Annotated in this window: 13 protein-coding genes; 6 read left to right on the top strand and 7 right to left on the bottom strand. The window is 62.0% G+C overall.

Annotated elements, in window-relative coordinates; genetic code table 11:
- Window positions 1-280 precede the first annotated feature (280 nt).
- Window positions 281-1,102: an aldo/keto reductase gene (locus tag ABTV29_RS09575; protein WP_433769840.1), complete on the top strand. Its 822-nt coding sequence runs from the start codon at window positions 281-283 to the stop codon at window positions 1,100-1,102.
- A 54-nt stretch (window positions 1,103-1,156) separates the two neighbouring features.
- Window positions 1,157-1,627, top strand: coding sequence for a DUF1810 domain-containing protein (locus ABTV29_RS09570; protein ID WP_433769839.1), 471 nt, complete (start codon window positions 1,157-1,159; stop codon window positions 1,625-1,627).
- Here the strand turns inward: ABTV29_RS09570 and ABTV29_RS09565 are convergent.
- On the bottom strand, window positions 1,592-3,952 hold the full coding sequence (locus tag ABTV29_RS09565; RefSeq protein WP_433769838.1) for a DNA polymerase II: 2,361 nt from the start codon (window positions 3,950-3,952) through the stop codon (window positions 1,592-1,594). The genes ABTV29_RS09570 and ABTV29_RS09565 overlap by 36 nt on opposite strands.
- 294 nt (window positions 3,953-4,246) lie before the next feature.
- Between ABTV29_RS09565 and ABTV29_RS09560 the strand changes: the two genes are divergently transcribed.
- Window positions 4,247-4,687 (top strand): CBS domain-containing protein, encoded by a 441-nt coding sequence (locus tag ABTV29_RS09560; RefSeq protein WP_433769837.1) that lies wholly within the window; start codon window positions 4,247-4,249, stop codon window positions 4,685-4,687.
- Between the two features lie 118 nt (window positions 4,688-4,805).
- Here the strand turns inward: ABTV29_RS09560 and ABTV29_RS09555 are convergent, their stop codons facing one another.
- Complete coding sequence (locus ABTV29_RS09555) at window positions 4,806-5,432, bottom strand: glutathione S-transferase family protein (protein WP_433769836.1); 627 nt, start codon at window positions 5,430-5,432, stop codon at window positions 4,806-4,808.
- A gap of 959 nt (window positions 5,433-6,391) precedes the next feature.
- Here ABTV29_RS09555 and ABTV29_RS09550 point away from each other — a divergent pair.
- Complete coding sequence (locus ABTV29_RS09550; protein ID WP_433769835.1) at window positions 6,392-6,838, top strand: hypothetical protein; 447 nt, start codon at window positions 6,392-6,394, stop codon at window positions 6,836-6,838.
- Between the two features lie 171 nt (window positions 6,839-7,009).
- Here the strand turns inward: ABTV29_RS09550 and ABTV29_RS09545 are convergent, their stop codons facing one another.
- On the bottom strand, window positions 7,010-8,101 hold the full coding sequence (locus tag ABTV29_RS09545; protein ID WP_433769834.1) for a DUF1615 domain-containing protein: 1,092 nt from the start codon (window positions 8,099-8,101) through the stop codon (window positions 7,010-7,012).
- Between the two features lie 287 nt (window positions 8,102-8,388).
- On the opposite strand from ABTV29_RS09545, the gene ABTV29_RS09540 reads away from it, so the two are divergent.
- Entirely contained in the window at window positions 8,389-9,924 is a 1,536-nt protein-coding gene (locus ABTV29_RS09540) for an FAD-dependent oxidoreductase (RefSeq protein WP_433769833.1), read from the top strand.
- Between the two features lie 120 nt (window positions 9,925-10,044).
- On the opposite strand, the gene hemB is transcribed toward ABTV29_RS09540, so the two are convergent.
- Window positions 10,045-11,019, bottom strand: a complete 975-nt coding sequence (hemB, locus tag ABTV29_RS09535) for a porphobilinogen synthase (protein WP_433769832.1) — start codon at window positions 11,017-11,019, stop codon at window positions 10,045-10,047.
- Between the two features lie 146 nt (window positions 11,020-11,165).
- Window positions 11,166-11,876 carry a glutathione S-transferase family protein gene (locus ABTV29_RS09530; RefSeq protein ID WP_433769831.1) on the bottom strand — a complete coding sequence of 237 codons (711 nt, stop codon included), beginning with the start codon at window positions 11,874-11,876 and terminating at the stop codon, window positions 11,166-11,168.
- Between the two features lie 364 nt (window positions 11,877-12,240).
- On the opposite strand from ABTV29_RS09530, the gene ABTV29_RS09525 reads away from it, so the two are divergent.
- Complete coding sequence (locus tag ABTV29_RS09525; protein WP_433769830.1) at window positions 12,241-12,912, top strand: histidine phosphatase family protein; 672 nt, start codon at window positions 12,241-12,243, stop codon at window positions 12,910-12,912.
- A 137-nt stretch (window positions 12,913-13,049) separates the two neighbouring features.
- Here ABTV29_RS09525 and mnmH read toward each other — a convergent pair whose 3' ends face one another.
- Window positions 13,050-14,153, bottom strand: coding sequence for a tRNA 2-selenouridine(34) synthase MnmH (gene mnmH, locus ABTV29_RS09520; protein ID WP_433769829.1), 1,104 nt, complete (start codon window positions 14,151-14,153; stop codon window positions 13,050-13,052).
- Window positions 14,153-15,187 (bottom strand): selenide, water dikinase SelD, encoded by a 1,035-nt coding sequence (gene selD, locus ABTV29_RS09515; RefSeq protein WP_433769828.1) that lies wholly within the window; start codon window positions 15,185-15,187, stop codon window positions 14,153-14,155. The genes mnmH and selD overlap by 1 nt, the downstream gene beginning before the upstream one ends.
- Window positions 15,188-15,320 lie beyond the last annotated feature (133 nt).

Below are 15,320 nucleotides of genomic sequence, written 5' to 3'. Positions count from 1 at the left end.
GCTGACACATTCCTGTGCGGCGGGTTTCGCCGCAACGGCTATGGATAGAGCCGGTCAGTTGGAAAAAGTGCAGTTTGGGCGGGGATCAATCGATCACCGGCAGGCTCTACCTGTAGGAGCGAGCATGCTCGCGATGGTCGTCAACGATAACGCTGGCATCCTGAATACCCGCGGTGTGCTTGCGTCCATCGCGAGCATGCTCGCTCCTACAGTTTGGCGGCGTGGGAGCCCAAGCGACTATCCTGTTGCCAACCGCAATAACGATCAGAAGGAGTCGAGCATGCGAACCGAACAACTGGCCGGCATCCAGGTGCCTGTCATCGGTCAGGGCACCTGGCAAATGGGCGAGGACCGCTCCCGGCACAAAGACGAAGTGGCGGCGCTGCGCCTGGGGATCGAGCTGGGCATGACCCTGATCGACACCGCCGAGATGTATGCCGAAGGCGGCGCCGAGCAAGTGGTGGCGGACGCCATCAATGGTCAGCGCGACAAGGTGTTCCTGGTCAGCAAGGTCTACCCGCACAACGCCAGCCGCAAAGGCATTCCCCAGGCTTGCGAACGCAGCCTGCGCAGGCTCGATACCGACTACATTGATCTATACCTGTTGCACTGGCGCGGTCAGTACCCGCTGGAGGAAACCGTCGAAGCGTTCGAGCGCCTGCGCACAGCGGGCAAGATCGGCCGCTGGGGCGTGTCCAATTTCGATGTCGATGACTTGCTGGAACTGGGCGAGCCGGCCTGCGCCACCAATCAGGTGCTCTACAACCTGGAGTCGCGAGGGATAGAATTTGATCTGCTGCCCTGGTGTCAGCAACGCGCAATGCCCGTCATGGCTTACTGCCCGATTGGCCAGGGTGGGCAGATGCTGGACAACGCCACGCTCAGGCAGGTCGCCGAGCGACATGGCGCGACACCGGCGCAGGTAGCGCTGGCCTGGCTGCTGCGGCACAAAGGTGTGATCGCCATCCCCAAGGCGACCCTTCCCGCGCACGTGCGGCTCAACGCCCAGGCTGCCGGGCTGCAACTTCAAGCCGGGGATCTGGAGGCGCTGGACCAAGCGTTTCACGCGCCAAAACGCAAGCAGCGGTTGGCCATGGTCTGAGCCATCGCCCGGATACCCATCACCTTGACAGCATTCGTGTCAGAGGGCTTCGTCATGAGAAGCACCGATCAACAAGACGCCTTCAACCTGCAACGCTTTATCCAGGCGCAGGACCCGGTGTTCGACCGGGTCCAGGCCGAACTGGACGCCGGCCACAAGCGCAGTCACTGGATGTGGTTCGTCTTCCCGCAGTTCGCCGGGCTGGGTGACAGTGACATGTCCAAACGCTACGCGATCCGCTCCCGGGAGGAAGCGCTGGCCTACCTGGAACATCCCCTGCTGGGTGCCCGGCTGCGCATCTGCACCCAGGAAGTGCTGAACATCCAGCAGCGCTCGGTGGCGGCGATCTTCGGCCACCCCGATGACCTGAAGTTTCACTCGTCGATGACCCTGTTCGCCCAGGTCGCGCCTGAAGACAGTCTGTTTCATCAAGCCTTGAACCAGTACTTCCACGGCATCCTGGACGACTGGACCCTGTCGCTGCTGGACTCAAAACAGGCCCAGTTGCCCCCCAACCAGGGTTGAGAAGTCATCGTCGACAAACGGCAGAATCGCATCCGCCACCGGTTGCAGCTGCCGGGTGATGTAGTGGTCGTAATCGATGGGGGCGCTGCGGATCTCCAGCGGTTCGGGGCCCGCGACCGTGATCACGTAGCTGATCCAGCCGCCGTTCTGGTATTGCCGCGGACGGCCCTGCAGGTCGTTGTAATCGTCGGCGATCCGCGCCGCGCGCACGTGGGGCGGGACGTTGCGCTGGTAATCGTCGAGGGTGCGGCGCAGGCGCTTGCGGTAGATCAGACGGTCGTCGAACTCGCCCGCCAGGGTCTTGCGCACGTATTGGCGCACATAGTCCTGATAAGGCTTGCGATGAAAGATCAGCGAATACAGCTCCTGCTGGAACTGCCGCGCCAGTAGCGACCAGTCGGTGCGCACGGTTTCCAGGCCCTTGTAGACCATCTCGTCGGTGCCGTCGGCACGGGTGACCAACCCCGCATAACGCTTCTTGCTGCCCTCCTCCGCCCCGCGAATGGTCGGCATCAGAAAGCGCTTGTAGTGGGTTTCGTACTGCAACTCCAGCGCGCTTTCCAGACCGTATTGCCGCCGCACATGCTCGCGCCACCACTGATTGACATGGTCCACCAGCGCACGGCCGATCTGCGCGGCTTCTTGCTGGCCATGGGCGCGACGCAGCCAGACGAAGGTCGAGTCGGTGTCGCCGTAGATCACCGTATGCCCCTGATCTTCGATCAACTGGCGGGTGCGCAGCATGATCTCGTGCCCCCGCAAGGTGATGGACGAGGCCAGGCGCGTATCGAAGAAGCGGCAGCCGCTGGAGCCCAGCACCCCGTAGAAGGCGTTCATGATGATCTTCAGCGCCTGGGAGAGCGGCGCGTTGTGCTCGCGCTTGGCGACTTCCCGGCCTTCGGCGACCCGGGCGACGATGGCTGGCAGGCAATGCCGGGTGCGGGAAAACCGTGCGCCGCGAAAGCCCGGCACCGAGTGGGCGTCGTCGGGATGTTCGAGCCCTTCGATCAGGCCCACCGGGTCGATGAGGAAGGTGCGGATGATCGACGGGTAGAGGCTCTTGTAGTCGAACACCAGCACCGATTCGTAGAGGCCCGGTTGCGAATCCATGACGAAGCCGCCGGGGCTGGCTTGCGGCGGTTTGCCGCCCAGGTTGGGGGCAACGAAGCCCTGGCGATGCATCAAGGGCATGTAGAGATGGGTGAACGCTGCCACCGAGCCGCCCATGCGGTCCACGGGCAAACCGGTGACGCTGGCTCGCTCCAGGAGGAATTTCAGCAATTCGGTCTTGGCGAAAATCCGTGTGACCAGTTCGCAATCCTTGAGGTTGTATTTGGCCAGCGCCGGCTTGTCCTCGGCGAACATGCGGTTGATTTCATCCATGCGCTGGTACGGGTTGTCGATGGACTTGCCTTCCCCCAGCAGGGTTTTCGCAACGTTTTCCAGGCTGAACGAGGGGAAACTCCAGGTCGCCGAACGCAGCGCTTCGATGCCGTCGATGATCAGCCGACCGGCGGCTGAGGCAAAGTAGTGGTTACCGTTGCCGTGTTCGCGCCACTGCATTTCCTCGCCGCCACGCCCCAGTTTCAGCGGTACGGCCAGGCGCCGGGCATGCTCGTGCAGCACCCGCAGGTCGAACTGCACGAGGTTCCAGCCAATGATCGCGTCGGGGTCAAAACGGGCGAACCACTCATTGAGCTTCTTCAGCAGTACGGTGCGCGACCCGCAGTATTCAAGCTGGAAATCCACCGCACTGTCGTCGCCATTGGCCGGGCCGAGCATGTACACCTGACGCTCGCCGCAGCCCTCCAGGGCGATGGAATACAGATCGCCCTGGGCCGTGGTTTCGATGTCCAGGGAGACGAGCCTGAGCTGGGGCCGGTAGTGCGGATCGGGCTTGAGCTGCGCGTCGAGCAGCAGGTCGCCATCTACCGGGGTGCCACTGAAACGCACGGGCGCGGTGATGAAGCGCTCCATCAGGTAGCGTTCCGGCGGGCGCACGTCAGCTTCGTACACCTCGACCCCGGCCCGGCGTAGCGTGGTTTCCAGACGCATCAATTGCCCGTGCTGCCGGCAATACAGACCGAGTACCGGGCGGTGCTCGAAATCCTGCAGGGCCAGGGGCTTGAGCTCGACGTTCTTTTCATCCTGCAACAAGGCCTCGGCCTGCTCGCGCTGGCTGGCCGGAATGAACGCCACCGAAGGCTGATGAGGCAGGCGCAGGCGCCGGGGACCGCTGTCGGTCGCCAGCCAGAACTCGACTTCCGTCCCCGTCGGGGTGTCGCGCCAATGCCGGGTCAGGACAAAGCCCTGGGGTAAATCCACCACTGCAAACCTCAACATTGATTCAGGATGTTGATTCTACGCGCTCAACGAGAAGTGGATGTGATCTCTGTGGGAGCGAGCCTGCTCGCGATGAGGGCTGACATTCAACATCCGCGTCGACTGACTTGACGCCATCGCGAGCAGGCTCGCTCCTACAGAGGTAATGGATGAGGTTTGCAGAAGAAAAACCGCCGAATGACGTTTTTTGTGCGTTATCTGCCGCTTTCGCCCTTGCCCTGAGCGCCCGGGTCTACGATTCTTCAAGAACAACGACAAACCTCCCGGGAAACCGCCATGAAAACCGTCGCGCAGCTGCTCAAGTTGAAAGACCAAAAGAACCAGACCGTGCACCAGATCGATCCCGATCACATGGTGCTCGAAGCGCTGATGAAGATGGCCGAGAAGAACGTCGGCGCCTTGCTGGTGGTAAAGGATGAAGAGGTGCTGGGCATCATCAGTGAACGCGACTATGCGCGCAAACTGGTGCTGCACGGGCGCTCGTCGGTAGGCACGCCAGTGCGCGACATCATGGTCTCGCCAGTGATTACCGTGGACACCCACCAGACTGTCGATACCTGCCTGGGCATCATGTCCGACAGACGCCTGCGCCACCTGCCGGTGGTGGAAAACGGCAAGCTGATCGGCTTGCTGTCCATCGGCGACCTGGTCAAGGAAGCCCTCGCCGAACAGGCCGCGCTGATTCATCAATTAGAGCAGTACATTCGCGGGGAATAACCCCGGCACAAGACCTTTCCCTTTGTGGGAGCGAGCCTGCTCGCGATGGGGTATCAGTTGGCACTACTTTGACTGACACTCCATCGCGAGCAGGCTCGCTCCCACAAGGAGGATGTGTTCAGGCAGCCGGCCAATGCCGGGCAAAGACCGGCGCCAGTGTCGGGTGACGGTCAATGCGTTCCAGCCAGGCGGAAAACCCCGGCCGGGTACGTCGCAAATGCTCCCGGCTCCCCGCCCACCGCGATATCACCGCCGCCAGCACATCCAGTGCGCCGGGTGTGTCGTCATCCAGATACAGCTCCGCCGAAAACTCATCGGCAAATACCTCCCAACTCCGATGCAAGCGCGCGCGGCCGCCGGCGATCAGGTTTTGCCGCGAAGCTTCATCCGCGTTGGCCAGCCAGCGTTCCGGGTAGTCGATGACACCGATAGCGGCGTAGGCATTGGTCGCGATGTAGATCATGCCGCGTATGGCCTGGTCGCGATCGACGGGGTTGTCCGGCAGCAACTTCGAGCCTGGAAATGCCAGCCCCAGGTGAATCAGGATCGCCGCGCTCTCGGTCAGGATGCTGCCGTCCGGCAGGCGCAGGGTCGGGATCTGCTTGAGCGGGTTGAGCTGGCTCAGCTCCTGGGCGGCTTCGGTGGACGATTCGACATCGATGAAGCGAAAGGCAACCTTGCACAGCACCAGCGCCGCCTCGATCGCCGCGGCGCCAGAGTTTTGATAACCGTAGAGCTGATACATACCCATCTCCTTGCGATGGCTCGCGCCAGCTATCCAGTGTAGAAGCCGCCACCGACAACGCCGTGGCCGTCCGACGACTGCATCATCAGCCTGACCGTGGGAATTTGGGTACACAGCCAATCCCCCTGTGGGAGCGAGCCTGCTCGCGATGATCGTCAATACACCGCATTTCTCCAGACAGCCCGCGTCATCGTTGACGGCCATCGCGAGCAGGCTCGCTCCTACAGTGTTCTGTGTCGAACCGGGAATTTGGGTACACAGCCAATCCCCCTGTGGGAGCGAGCCTGCTCGCGATGATCGTCAATACACCGCATTTCTCCCAGACAGCCCGCGTCATCGTTGACGGCCATCGCGAGCAGGCTCGCTCCTACAGTGTTCTGTGTCGAACCGGGAATTTGGGTACACAGCCAATCCCCCTGTGGGAGCGAGCCTGCTCGCGATGATCGTCAATACACCGCATTTCTCCAGACAGCCCGCGTCATCGTTGACGGCCATCGCGAGCAGGCTCGCTCCCACAGTGTTCTGTGCCGAACTGGGAATTTGGGCACACAGCCAATCCCCCTGTGGGAGCGAGCCTGCTCGCGATGATCGTCAATACACCGCATTTCTCCAGACAGCCCGCGTCATCGTTGACGTCCATCGCGAGCAGGCTCGCTCCTACAGTGTTCTGTGCCGAACTGGGAATTTGGGTACACAGCCAATCCCCCTGTGGGAGCGAGCCTGCTCGCGATGATCGTCAATACACCGTATTTCTCCAGACAGCCCGCGTTATCGTTGACGTCCATCGCGAGCAGGCTCGCTCCTACAGGTACTGATCCCATCATCAGAGCCACGAGCGGTGCGCCGCTCGTTCTATCAATGCCGTCGATGTTCGCAATCACGTCAATCAAGTTCTGTTGAAAAGCCTGCGGGGTAACAATTGCTCCATACCAACCTAGAACACCCCGGAGCACACGATCATGAAACGCCAAACCATCCTCAGCATCGCTTTCTCGGTTTTCGCAGTTAACGCTTTTGCCGCTACCTCCGTTCAACCCGTAGTCGCTGAAGGCGGCTCGGATCGTCTGATCGAAAGCCGTGTGGCTGAAGGTGGTTCCGATCGCCTGCAACAGAATCGTGTTGCAGAAGGTGGCGCCGATCGTCTGCTGGAAAAACGTAACGCAGTAGCTGCCGATGGTTCGGATCGTTTGAAAGGCAACGAAGTGGCCGCTGACGGCTCCGATCGCCTGCAAGGCAACACCGTCGCCGCCGATGGCTCTGACCGCTTGCAAGGCAACACCGTAGCCGCCGATGGCTCCGACCGCCTGCAAGGCAACACCGTCGCCGCCGATGGTTCCGACCGCCTGCAAGGCAACACCGTCGCTGCCGATGGTTCCGACCGCCTGCATGGCAACACTGTCGCCTAAGCCCTTCGCTTCACCGCAACACCCACAAAAAGCCCGGTCTGATCAGCCGGGTTTTTTCATGCCTGCGATAAAGAGGTGCGTGGCCGCTCGAAAAGATCGCAGCCTTCGGCAGCTCCTACAGGATGTACGCATTCCAATGTAGGAGCTGCCGAAGGCTGCGATCTTTTGTTCCTAACCGGCCCGCGCCAAGCAGCGCTGATAACGCTCATCGACCCGCTTGGCAAACCACGCCGTCGTGAGCTTTCGGGTGATTTTCGGACTTTGCAGCACGATCCCGGGCAGTACTGCACGGGGCATAGGCCGGCCTTGCGCCTTATCGGCCAGGGCGAAGACGCGCTGGTACAGATCGCTGTTCTCGAACGCCAGGCTGTTGCCCTCCTCCAACTGGTCCCTGATCGTGGTGTTGCGCATATCCAATTGCTTGCCGAGGGCACGCACGGCCCGCTCCGTGGAGCCCGGCAGGATCGAACCATAACTGACCAGATCGCCGTCCAGCGCCAGCGGTATGCCCGAAGCCCGGCTCACAGCGGCCTGGAACGCAGCATTGCGGCTGGCGTACCAGCCGGCGTTGAAATCGGCAAAGCGGTACAGCGGTTGCGGGTAACTCACCGGGTAACCGAGCAAATGCGCGATGCCGAAGTACATGCCGCCGCGACGGGTAAAGACTTCGCGGCGAATCGAGCCGTCCACCGGGTAGGGATAGTTTTTCGCCTGTTTCTCGGCGAAGTCGATGCTGACCTGCATCGGCCCGCCGGTGTGCACCGGGTTGAAGCCGCCGAACAGGGTCTGGCCCATCGGCACCATGCCGATGAAGTCGTCGAATATCCCGCTCAGCTCCTTTTCACTGCGCGCCGCATTCAGCCGGTCGCTGTAGCTTTTGCCATTGGGCGAACTCACCTGCAGCGCGCCGCTGACCAACAGACCCGGAATGTGCGCCTTGGCTGCCCGGCGGTCGATCTCGTCACGGGCGATCTTGCCCAGGCCCGGCACGGTGGGATCGGCCTGAAACGTCGACTCCTGCTCGGTAACGGCCAGCACCGCACACAGGTTCTGCGTGGTCGGCGCAATGTCCTGTGCGGCAAAGGCGGCCTGGATATCCGTGGCCCAACCCTGGCGATCGGTGGTTTTCGCCGGCAACAGGCGCAGGATCTCCGCCTTGACCTCGGCGGGGCTGCGCGGCGCAGGTTCCTGGGTCCGCTGACTGCCGCAACCGGCCAGCACCAGCAACGCGGCGATGCTCAGGGTCAATCGATGGGCTTGCATGGGGCTCCTTGTCGTTCGATGCGCCGGATCAACCTTAAGGCCGATGGCATGGCAATGGCTATGACCATGGCCCACAACCGCCGTTCCTCTGCTCCCTGTAGGAGCGAGCATGCTCGCGATGGACGCAAGAACACCGCGGAGAATCAGGATGCCCGCGTTATCGTTGACGTCCATCGCGAGCGAGCTCGCTCCTACAGTGACCGTGCAAATTCCGTTTGGCGGCGCACCTGGCCGCCCTGCCAGCCTGAACCATACTTGCAGCACCCGCAAAAGGAGGGAGCAGGACCATGCACCGTAGCGACGTGTTGATCGTCGGCGCCGGCCCGACCGGGCTGGTGTTGGCGCTGTGGCTGAGCAAACTGGGCATTCGGGTGCGTATCATCGACAAGACTTCGACCCCCGGCACCACATCCCGGGCGCTGGCGGTGCAGGCGCGTACGCTGGAGCTGTATCGCCAGCTCGACCTCGCCGATGCCGTGGTGCAAAACGGCCATCGCGTGGCGGCGGCCAATTTCTGGGTCAAGGGTGAGGCGGTGGCGCGGTTGCCGCTGTCCCGGGTCGGCGAGGGCCTGACCCCCTACGCGTTTCTCGAAATCTACCCCCAGGACCAACACGAACGGCTGCTGATCGAGCGCCTGGAAACCTTCGGCATTACGGTGGAGCGCAACACCGAACTGCTGGGGTTCGAGGAAACCGGCGATGACATCACCGCCACCCTGCTTCTGCCCGACGGCCAGCAGGAAATCTGCCAGGCCTGTTACCTGGCCGGTTGCGACGGTGCCCGTTCCATCGTGCGCAAGACCCTGGACACCGGATTTCCCGGTGGCACCTATCAGCAGATTTTCTATGTCGCCGATGTGCAGGCCAGCGGCCCGACGTTCAATGGCGAACTGCACGTGGATCTCGACGAGGCGGACTTCATTGCTGTGTTCCCCCTGGCCGGTCAAGGCCGTGCGCGCCTGATCGGCACAGTCCGGGACGAACGCGCCGAGCATGCCGAGACCCTGCAATTCGAGGATGTCAGTAGCCGGGCCATCAACAATATGAAGGTGAAGATCGAGCAGTTGAACTGGTTCTCGACCTACCGCGTGCATCATCGGGTGGCGGATCACTTTCGCACCGGGCGGGCGTTTCTGCTGGGCGATGCCGCCCATGTACACAGCCCCGCCGGCGGCCAGGGCATGAACACCGGGATCGGCGATGCGATCAACCTGGCGTGGAAACTGGCCGCCGTGTTGAGCGGCGGCGCCGAGGCAAAACTGCTCGCCACCTACGAAATCGAGCGCATCGCCTTTGCCCGCAAACTGGTGGCCACCACCGACCGTGTCTTCACCTTCATCACCGCCGAGGGACGCCTGGCCGACCTGCTGCGCACGCGCCTGGCGCCGTTTCTGCTACCGAAAATGGCCTCGTTCGAAACCTCGCGGGAGTTCCTGTTCCGCACGGTGTCGCAGATCACCCTGAACTACCGTGGCATGCCCTTGAGCGCGGGCGTCGCCGGGCAGGTGCATGGCGGCGACCGCCTGCCCTGGGCGCACGATGGCGAGGGGGACAATTTCGAATCACTGAAGTGTCCGGGCTGGCAGGTGCATGTGTACGGCGACACCAGCGACGAGATGATCGCCTGGTGCAATGAACATCATTTACCGCTGCATGTGTTCGACTGGCGCCCGGCGTTCGAGACCGCAGGTCTTGGGCGCAACGGGTTTTATCTGTTGCGGCCGGATACCTATGTGGCGATTGCCGACAACAGCTCGGACCCGAAGGTGATCGAGCGGTATTTCCGGGATCACGGGATACGGCCGTTTTTTGGCCGCGCCTGAGGCCACAAAAATCCCCTGTAGGAGCGAGCCTGCTCGCGATGACGGTGTATCAGACAACAGAAATGTTGAATGACAGACCGCTATCGCGAGCAAGCTCGCTCCTACAAGGGGCTGGTGTTTTTAGATCCCGGCCAGCGCCAGGTCCATCGCAAAGTAGGTGAAGATCAGGTCCGCCCCTGCCCGCTTGATCGCCCCGAGGCTTTCGCGCACCACGCGATCCTCATCGATGGCGCCAGCCTGGGCGGCGAACTTGATCATCGCGTACTCGCCGCTGACCTGATACGCCGACAGCGGCAGGCGCGAGGCTTCGCGGATGTCGCGGATGATGTCCAGGTAGGCACCGGCCGGCTTGACCATCAGCGCATCGGCGCCTTCCTGTTCGTCCAGCAGCGATTCGCGTACCGCTTCGCGGCGGTTCATCGGGTTCATCTGGTAGCTTTTGCGATCGCCCTTGAGCGCGCTGCCGCCGGCTTCGCGGAACGGGCCGTAGAGCGCCGAGGCGAATTTGGTCGAATAGGCCATGATCGCGGTCTGGGTGAAGCCGGCCTGATCCAGCGCCTTGCGAATGGCCTGGACCTGACCGTCCATGGCGGCAGACGGCGCGATCACATCGGCGCCGGCACGGGCAGCCGCCACCGCCTGTTTGCCCAGATTGACCAGGGTCTGGTCGTTGTCGACCTCGTGGTTGTGCAGCACGCCACAATGGCCGTGGTCGGTGTACTCACAGAAGCAGGTGTCGGACATGACGATCATTTCCGGCACCGCGTCCTTGGCGATCCGCGACATGCGCGACACCAGGCCGTTCTCTCTCCAGGTGTCGCTGCCGTTGGCGTCCAGATGGTGGGACACGCCAAAGGTCATCACCGACTTGATCCCGGCCCGGGCATAACGCTCGATCTCGCCGGCCAGCTTCGACTCCGGAATACGCATCACCCCGGGCATGCTTTTGATCGGCACGAAATCATCGATTCCTTCTTCGACGAAAATCGGCAGGACCAGGTCGTTCAGACTGAACTCGGCTTCCTGGAACAGGCTGCGCAGGCTCGCATTGCGGCGCAGACGGCGTGGACGTGCTTCGGGGAACTGGCTGGACATGGGGTATTCCTGAAAATCGGGTAGCGATATAAATGCAGAACCTGTGGGAGCGAGCCTGCTCGCGAGGCGGTGTGTCAGCCAACATAAATGTTGAATGTCAGGCCGTCTTCGCGAGCAGGCTCGCTCCCACAGGGTTTTGTGGTGTGTCAGTTGGAAATCGGTTTCGGAATTTCCAACCCGCGCTTCACCGCCGGCCGCGACAGGAAGCGATCCAGCACTCGCGTGACGTTCGGGAAATTCTGGATCCCCACCAGCTCACCGGCCTCGTAGAAGCCGATCAGGTTACGCACCCACGGGAAGATCGCGATGTCCGCGATGGTGTAGTGCTCGCCCATGACCCAGTCACGGCCTTCCAGGCGCTTGTTGAGCACGCCGAGCAGGCGTTTGCTTTCTTCGACGTAGCGGTCCCGTGGACGCTTGTCTTCGTAGTCCTTGCCGGCGAATTTGTTGAAGAAGCCGAGCTGGCCGAACATCGGGCCGATCCCGCCCATCTGGAACATCAGCCACTGGATGGTTTCGTAGCGCGCGGCGGCGTCCTGCGGCAACAGTTGCCCGGTCTTTTCGGCCAGGTAAATCAGAATGGCGCCGGACTCGAACAGCGGCAACGGCTGGCCACCCGGACCGTGGGGATCGAGGATCGCCGGGATCTTGTTGTTGGGGCTCAACGACAGGAACTGCGGGGTCATCTGATCGTTGGTGTCGAACGCTACGCGGTGCGGCTCGTACGGCAGGCCGATCTCTTCGAGCATGATCGAGACCTTGACGCCGTTGGGGGTCGGCAGGGAATACAGCTGAATCCACTCCGGATTGTTCGCCGGCCATTTCTGGGTGATGGGGAATGCAGACAGATCGGTCATGGGCAAGTCCACGGGAAAGTGAGAGTGGCGATGATAATGCAGATAACCCCGGGTGCGACCCCCGGTACCATCAATCTCGCTGATGGTGGAGATCAAAAGAGATCACTGGCCTTGCGCCCCCTTCAATGTACTGTGTCCATCAATTCGCAACATGTTGTCGATAACCTTCGGGACGACCCATTCAAGGTTGCTGGCAAATGGCTTTTCGCCATGGCCGGAATCGAACCAATGGGCTTCAAGGGACTCTGAGCACTAACCCTTTGAAAACGGACCGGTTTTACGACATGGAAATCACCCGACGCGCAAAAGTCGCGGTGTAAAGGTTTGTCAGCCTTAACCCATATGCTGAAGAACCCTATTTTCCATGACGAATTTCCTGAAACTCGCCAATCGCTTCAAGCATCGCGCCTACATATTCCTGCCCGCCCTGCTGGCAGTCAGCGCGCTGTTCATGTTGCTGGAATCCCGGGTAAGCGCCGCCCCAGTGGACGGCACGCAGACGCTGGTATTTTTGCGCCACGCGGAAAAACCCGCCGGCGGCCTGGGCCAGCTCAATTGCCAGGGCCTGAACCGCGCCATCGACCTGGCGACCCTGCTGCCGGAAAAGTTCGGCAAGGCCGACTATGTCTTTGCCGCCAACCCGACCCGCAATGTCGAGGAAGGCGAGCTGGACAACTCCTACAGCTACATCCGCCCCCTGATGACCATCAGCCCCAGTGCGATCAAGCTCGGCCTGCCGGTGAACATCAACTTCTCGGCCAACGACACCAGCGACCTGGCCGATGAACTGCTCCACGACAAGTACCACAACTCGGTGATCTACACCGCCTGGTCCCATGGTTATCTGCCGGAACTGATCAACAAGGTCGCGGGCGAAGCCGTCGGCAAGAAGCAGAAGATCACCGAGGATTGGGAATCCAGCGACTACGATTCGCTGTACGTGCTGACCCTGACCTGGCACAACGGCAAGGCCAGCCTGAAAAGCCAGAGCTACAAGCAGGGGCTGGATAATGGGCGGGAGACTTGCCCGACCTGAGTTGTGTGGTGTCTGAGCGGGCCTCATCGCGAGCAGGCTCGCTCCCACAATGGATTTTCAGTGGACACAAATCTTGTGAGCAATGCTGATCAACTGTGGGAGCGAGCCTGCTCGCGATGAGGCCGGCAAGACCGCTATCAAACCTTCTGACTCACCCGCCCGCGCAAATACTCCAGCACCGCCCCCCGCTCCCCCGCAAACTCGATCCGCACGCCCTTCTTCTCGCGCTGAAACGCATACATCGGATCGTAATACTCAACCAGCAGCCCCTCGATCCAGCCCCGGTGCAGATCCACCGCGCCGCTGCGCCCCTGCTCCGCCAGGGCCTCTTCCATCAACAGCAGCATCCGCGAATGCCGCTCGCCGCCCAGACGTTTGTACAGGTTGTTCAGGCTTGCCAGCATGCGTTCGCAAAACAGCGCGAAGCCTTCGTCGCCATGCACCCGGATGAACTCGGCACACAGGTCCACCACATAGTCCCGCAAAATCCGCTCAACCCGCCCTTGCAGGGTGTCTTCGAGCCAGACCATCGGAAACTGCTGCATGCCCTGATACAGCGGCAACGGCAGTGCGCAACTGCCAATGGCGCGGTTTTCGTCTTCGAGCACGAACTGTTCGATGCCGTGGGCGCGTTTTTTCAGCAGGTCCACCGCCAGGCGGTTCTCGAAGTCGATGTTGGAGGGTTGGCCGGTAGCCCGCTTGCCGAAACTGGATCCACGGTGATTGGCGTGGCCTTCAAGGTCCAGGCTATTGCTCAACTGCGTCAGCACGTCGGTCTTGCCGGTGCCGGTCATGCCGCCCAGCAGCACGAAATCGCATTGGGCAACCGCCTGATCGAGGGTATCGATCAAAAAGTTACGCATCGCCTTGTAGCCGCCGGCAACCCGTGGATAGTCGATGCCGGCTTCGGTCTTGAGCCACTGCTGGACGATCTGCGAGCGCAGGCCGCCGCGAAAACAGTACAAATAGCCGTCGGGATGGGCCCGGGCGAAATCGGCCCAGGCCTGGATGCGCTCGGCCTTGATGTGGCCGGACACCAGTTGATGCCCCAGCTCGATGGCGGCCTGCTGGCCGTGTTGCTTGAAACAGGTGCCGATGCGTTGCCGCTCGTGGTCGTTCATCAGCGGCAGGTTGACCACGCCGGGAAACGCCCCCTTGGCAAACTCGATCGGCGCACGGGCATCCATCATCGGCCGAACGTTGAGGAAGATGTCGCGGTAATCACTGCAGTCGACAGACATCAAGACACCTCGACCGCGTGGCTCTGTCGCTCCACCAGTTCGCCGATGGGTTCCAGCGCCAGACCCAGGTCCCTTGCCAGGGCCAGGAACTCGTCGTTGCCTTCGGCAGTGACGGCGACCAGCAGGCCGCCGCTGGTCTGCGGATCGCACAGCACGCGTTTGTGCAGCTCTTGCAGGCGCCCGATCTTGCTGGCGTAGCTGTCGAAATTGCGCAGCGTCCCGCCCGGGATGCAGCCCTGTTCGAGGTAATACTCGACACCCGGCAGGCGCGGCACCTGGTCGTAGCGGATCCGCGCGGTGAGGTGGCTGCCGTCGGCCATTTCCACCAGATGCCCCAGCAGGCCGAAACCGGTGACGTCGGTCATCGCGGTCACGCCGGCGAGTTTGCCGAAGCGGCTGCCGGGTTTGTTCAAGGTGCACATCCAGTCGCGGGCCAGTCCGATGTCGGCGTTGCGCAATTTGCCTTTCTTCTCGGCGGTGGTGAGGATGCCGATGCCCAGGGGCTTGGTCAGGTACAGCCGGCACCCGGCGGTGGCGGTGTCGTTGCGCTTCATGTGGCGCTTTTCCACCAGCCCGGTCACGGCCAGGCCGAAGATCGGTTCCGGGGCGTCGATGGAGTGCCCGCCAGCCAGGGGAATGCCCGCCTCGTCACACACCGCACGGCCGCCGCGAATCACTTCGCGGGCAATCTCCGGGGCCAGCACGTTGACCGGCCAGCCGAGAATCGCAATCGCCATCAACGGATCGCCGCCCATCGCGTAGATGTCGCTGATGGCATTGGTGGCGGCGATACGGCCGAAATCGAAGGGATCGTCGACGATCGGCATGAAAAAGTCGGTGGTCGAGACCACGCCGCGCTCTTCATCGATCGAATAGACCGCCGCGTCGTCACGCGAGGCGTTGCCGACCCAGAGCCTGGGGTCCAGGTTCTGCGCCCCGCTGCCGGCCAGAATCACTTCCAGCACCTGGGGGGAAATCTTGCAGCCGCAACCAGCGCCGTGGCTGTATTGGGTCAGGCGGATCGGTTCGCTCATGTGGGGCACCTCACGTAATCGATGGTGCCGATTCTAGCCCTGTAGGAGCGAGCCTGCTCGCGATGGTCGTTAACGATAACGCTGGGAGCCTGGTACCCAGCGGTGCCTTCCAGCCCATCGCGAGCAGGCTCGC

The sequence above is a fragment of the Pseudomonas putida genome (genome assembly GCF_050989985.1).
GTDB lineage: Bacteria > Pseudomonadota > Gammaproteobacteria > Pseudomonadales > Pseudomonadaceae > Aquipseudomonas > Aquipseudomonas putida_AI.
The sequence above is the reverse complement of the archived record's forward strand: the minus strand, read 5'-3'. Positions and strand labels throughout refer to the sequence as shown.

Bases quoted from the DNA above. Each gene is read 5' to 3' on its own strand.
- ABTV29_RS09575 (WP_433769840.1), top strand. From the start codon at position 281: ATGCGAACCGAACAACTGGCCGGCATCCAGGTGCCTGTCATCGGTCAG.
- ABTV29_RS09570 (WP_433769839.1), top strand. From the start codon at position 1,157: ATGAGAAGCACCGATCAACAAGACGCCTTCAACCTGCAACGCTTTATC.
- ABTV29_RS09560 (WP_433769837.1), top strand. From the start codon at position 4,247: ATGAAAACCGTCGCGCAGCTGCTCAAGTTGAAAGACCAAAAGAACCAG.
- ABTV29_RS09555 (WP_433769836.1), bottom strand. From the start codon at position 5,432: ATGTATCAGCTCTACGGTTATCAAAACTCTGGCGCCGCGGCGATCGAG.
- ABTV29_RS09550 (WP_433769835.1), top strand. From the start codon at position 6,392: ATGAAACGCCAAACCATCCTCAGCATCGCTTTCTCGGTTTTCGCAGTT.
- ABTV29_RS09545 (WP_433769834.1), bottom strand. From the start codon at position 8,101: ATGCAAGCCCATCGATTGACCCTGAGCATCGCCGCGTTGCTGGTGCTG.
- ABTV29_RS09540 (WP_433769833.1), top strand. From the start codon at position 8,389: ATGCACCGTAGCGACGTGTTGATCGTCGGCGCCGGCCCGACCGGGCTG.
- hemB (WP_433769832.1), bottom strand. From the start codon at position 11,019: ATGTCCAGCCAGTTCCCCGAAGCACGTCCACGCCGTCTGCGCCGCAAT.
- ABTV29_RS09530 (WP_433769831.1), bottom strand. From the start codon at position 11,876: ATGACCGATCTGTCTGCATTCCCCATCACCCAGAAATGGCCGGCGAAC.
- ABTV29_RS09525 (WP_433769830.1), top strand. From the start codon at position 12,241: ATGACGAATTTCCTGAAACTCGCCAATCGCTTCAAGCATCGCGCCTAC.
- mnmH (WP_433769829.1), bottom strand. From the start codon at position 14,153: ATGTCTGTCGACTGCAGTGATTACCGCGACATCTTCCTCAACGTTCGG.
- selD (WP_433769828.1), bottom strand. From the start codon at position 15,187: ATGAGCGAACCGATCCGCCTGACCCAATACAGCCACGGCGCTGGTTGC.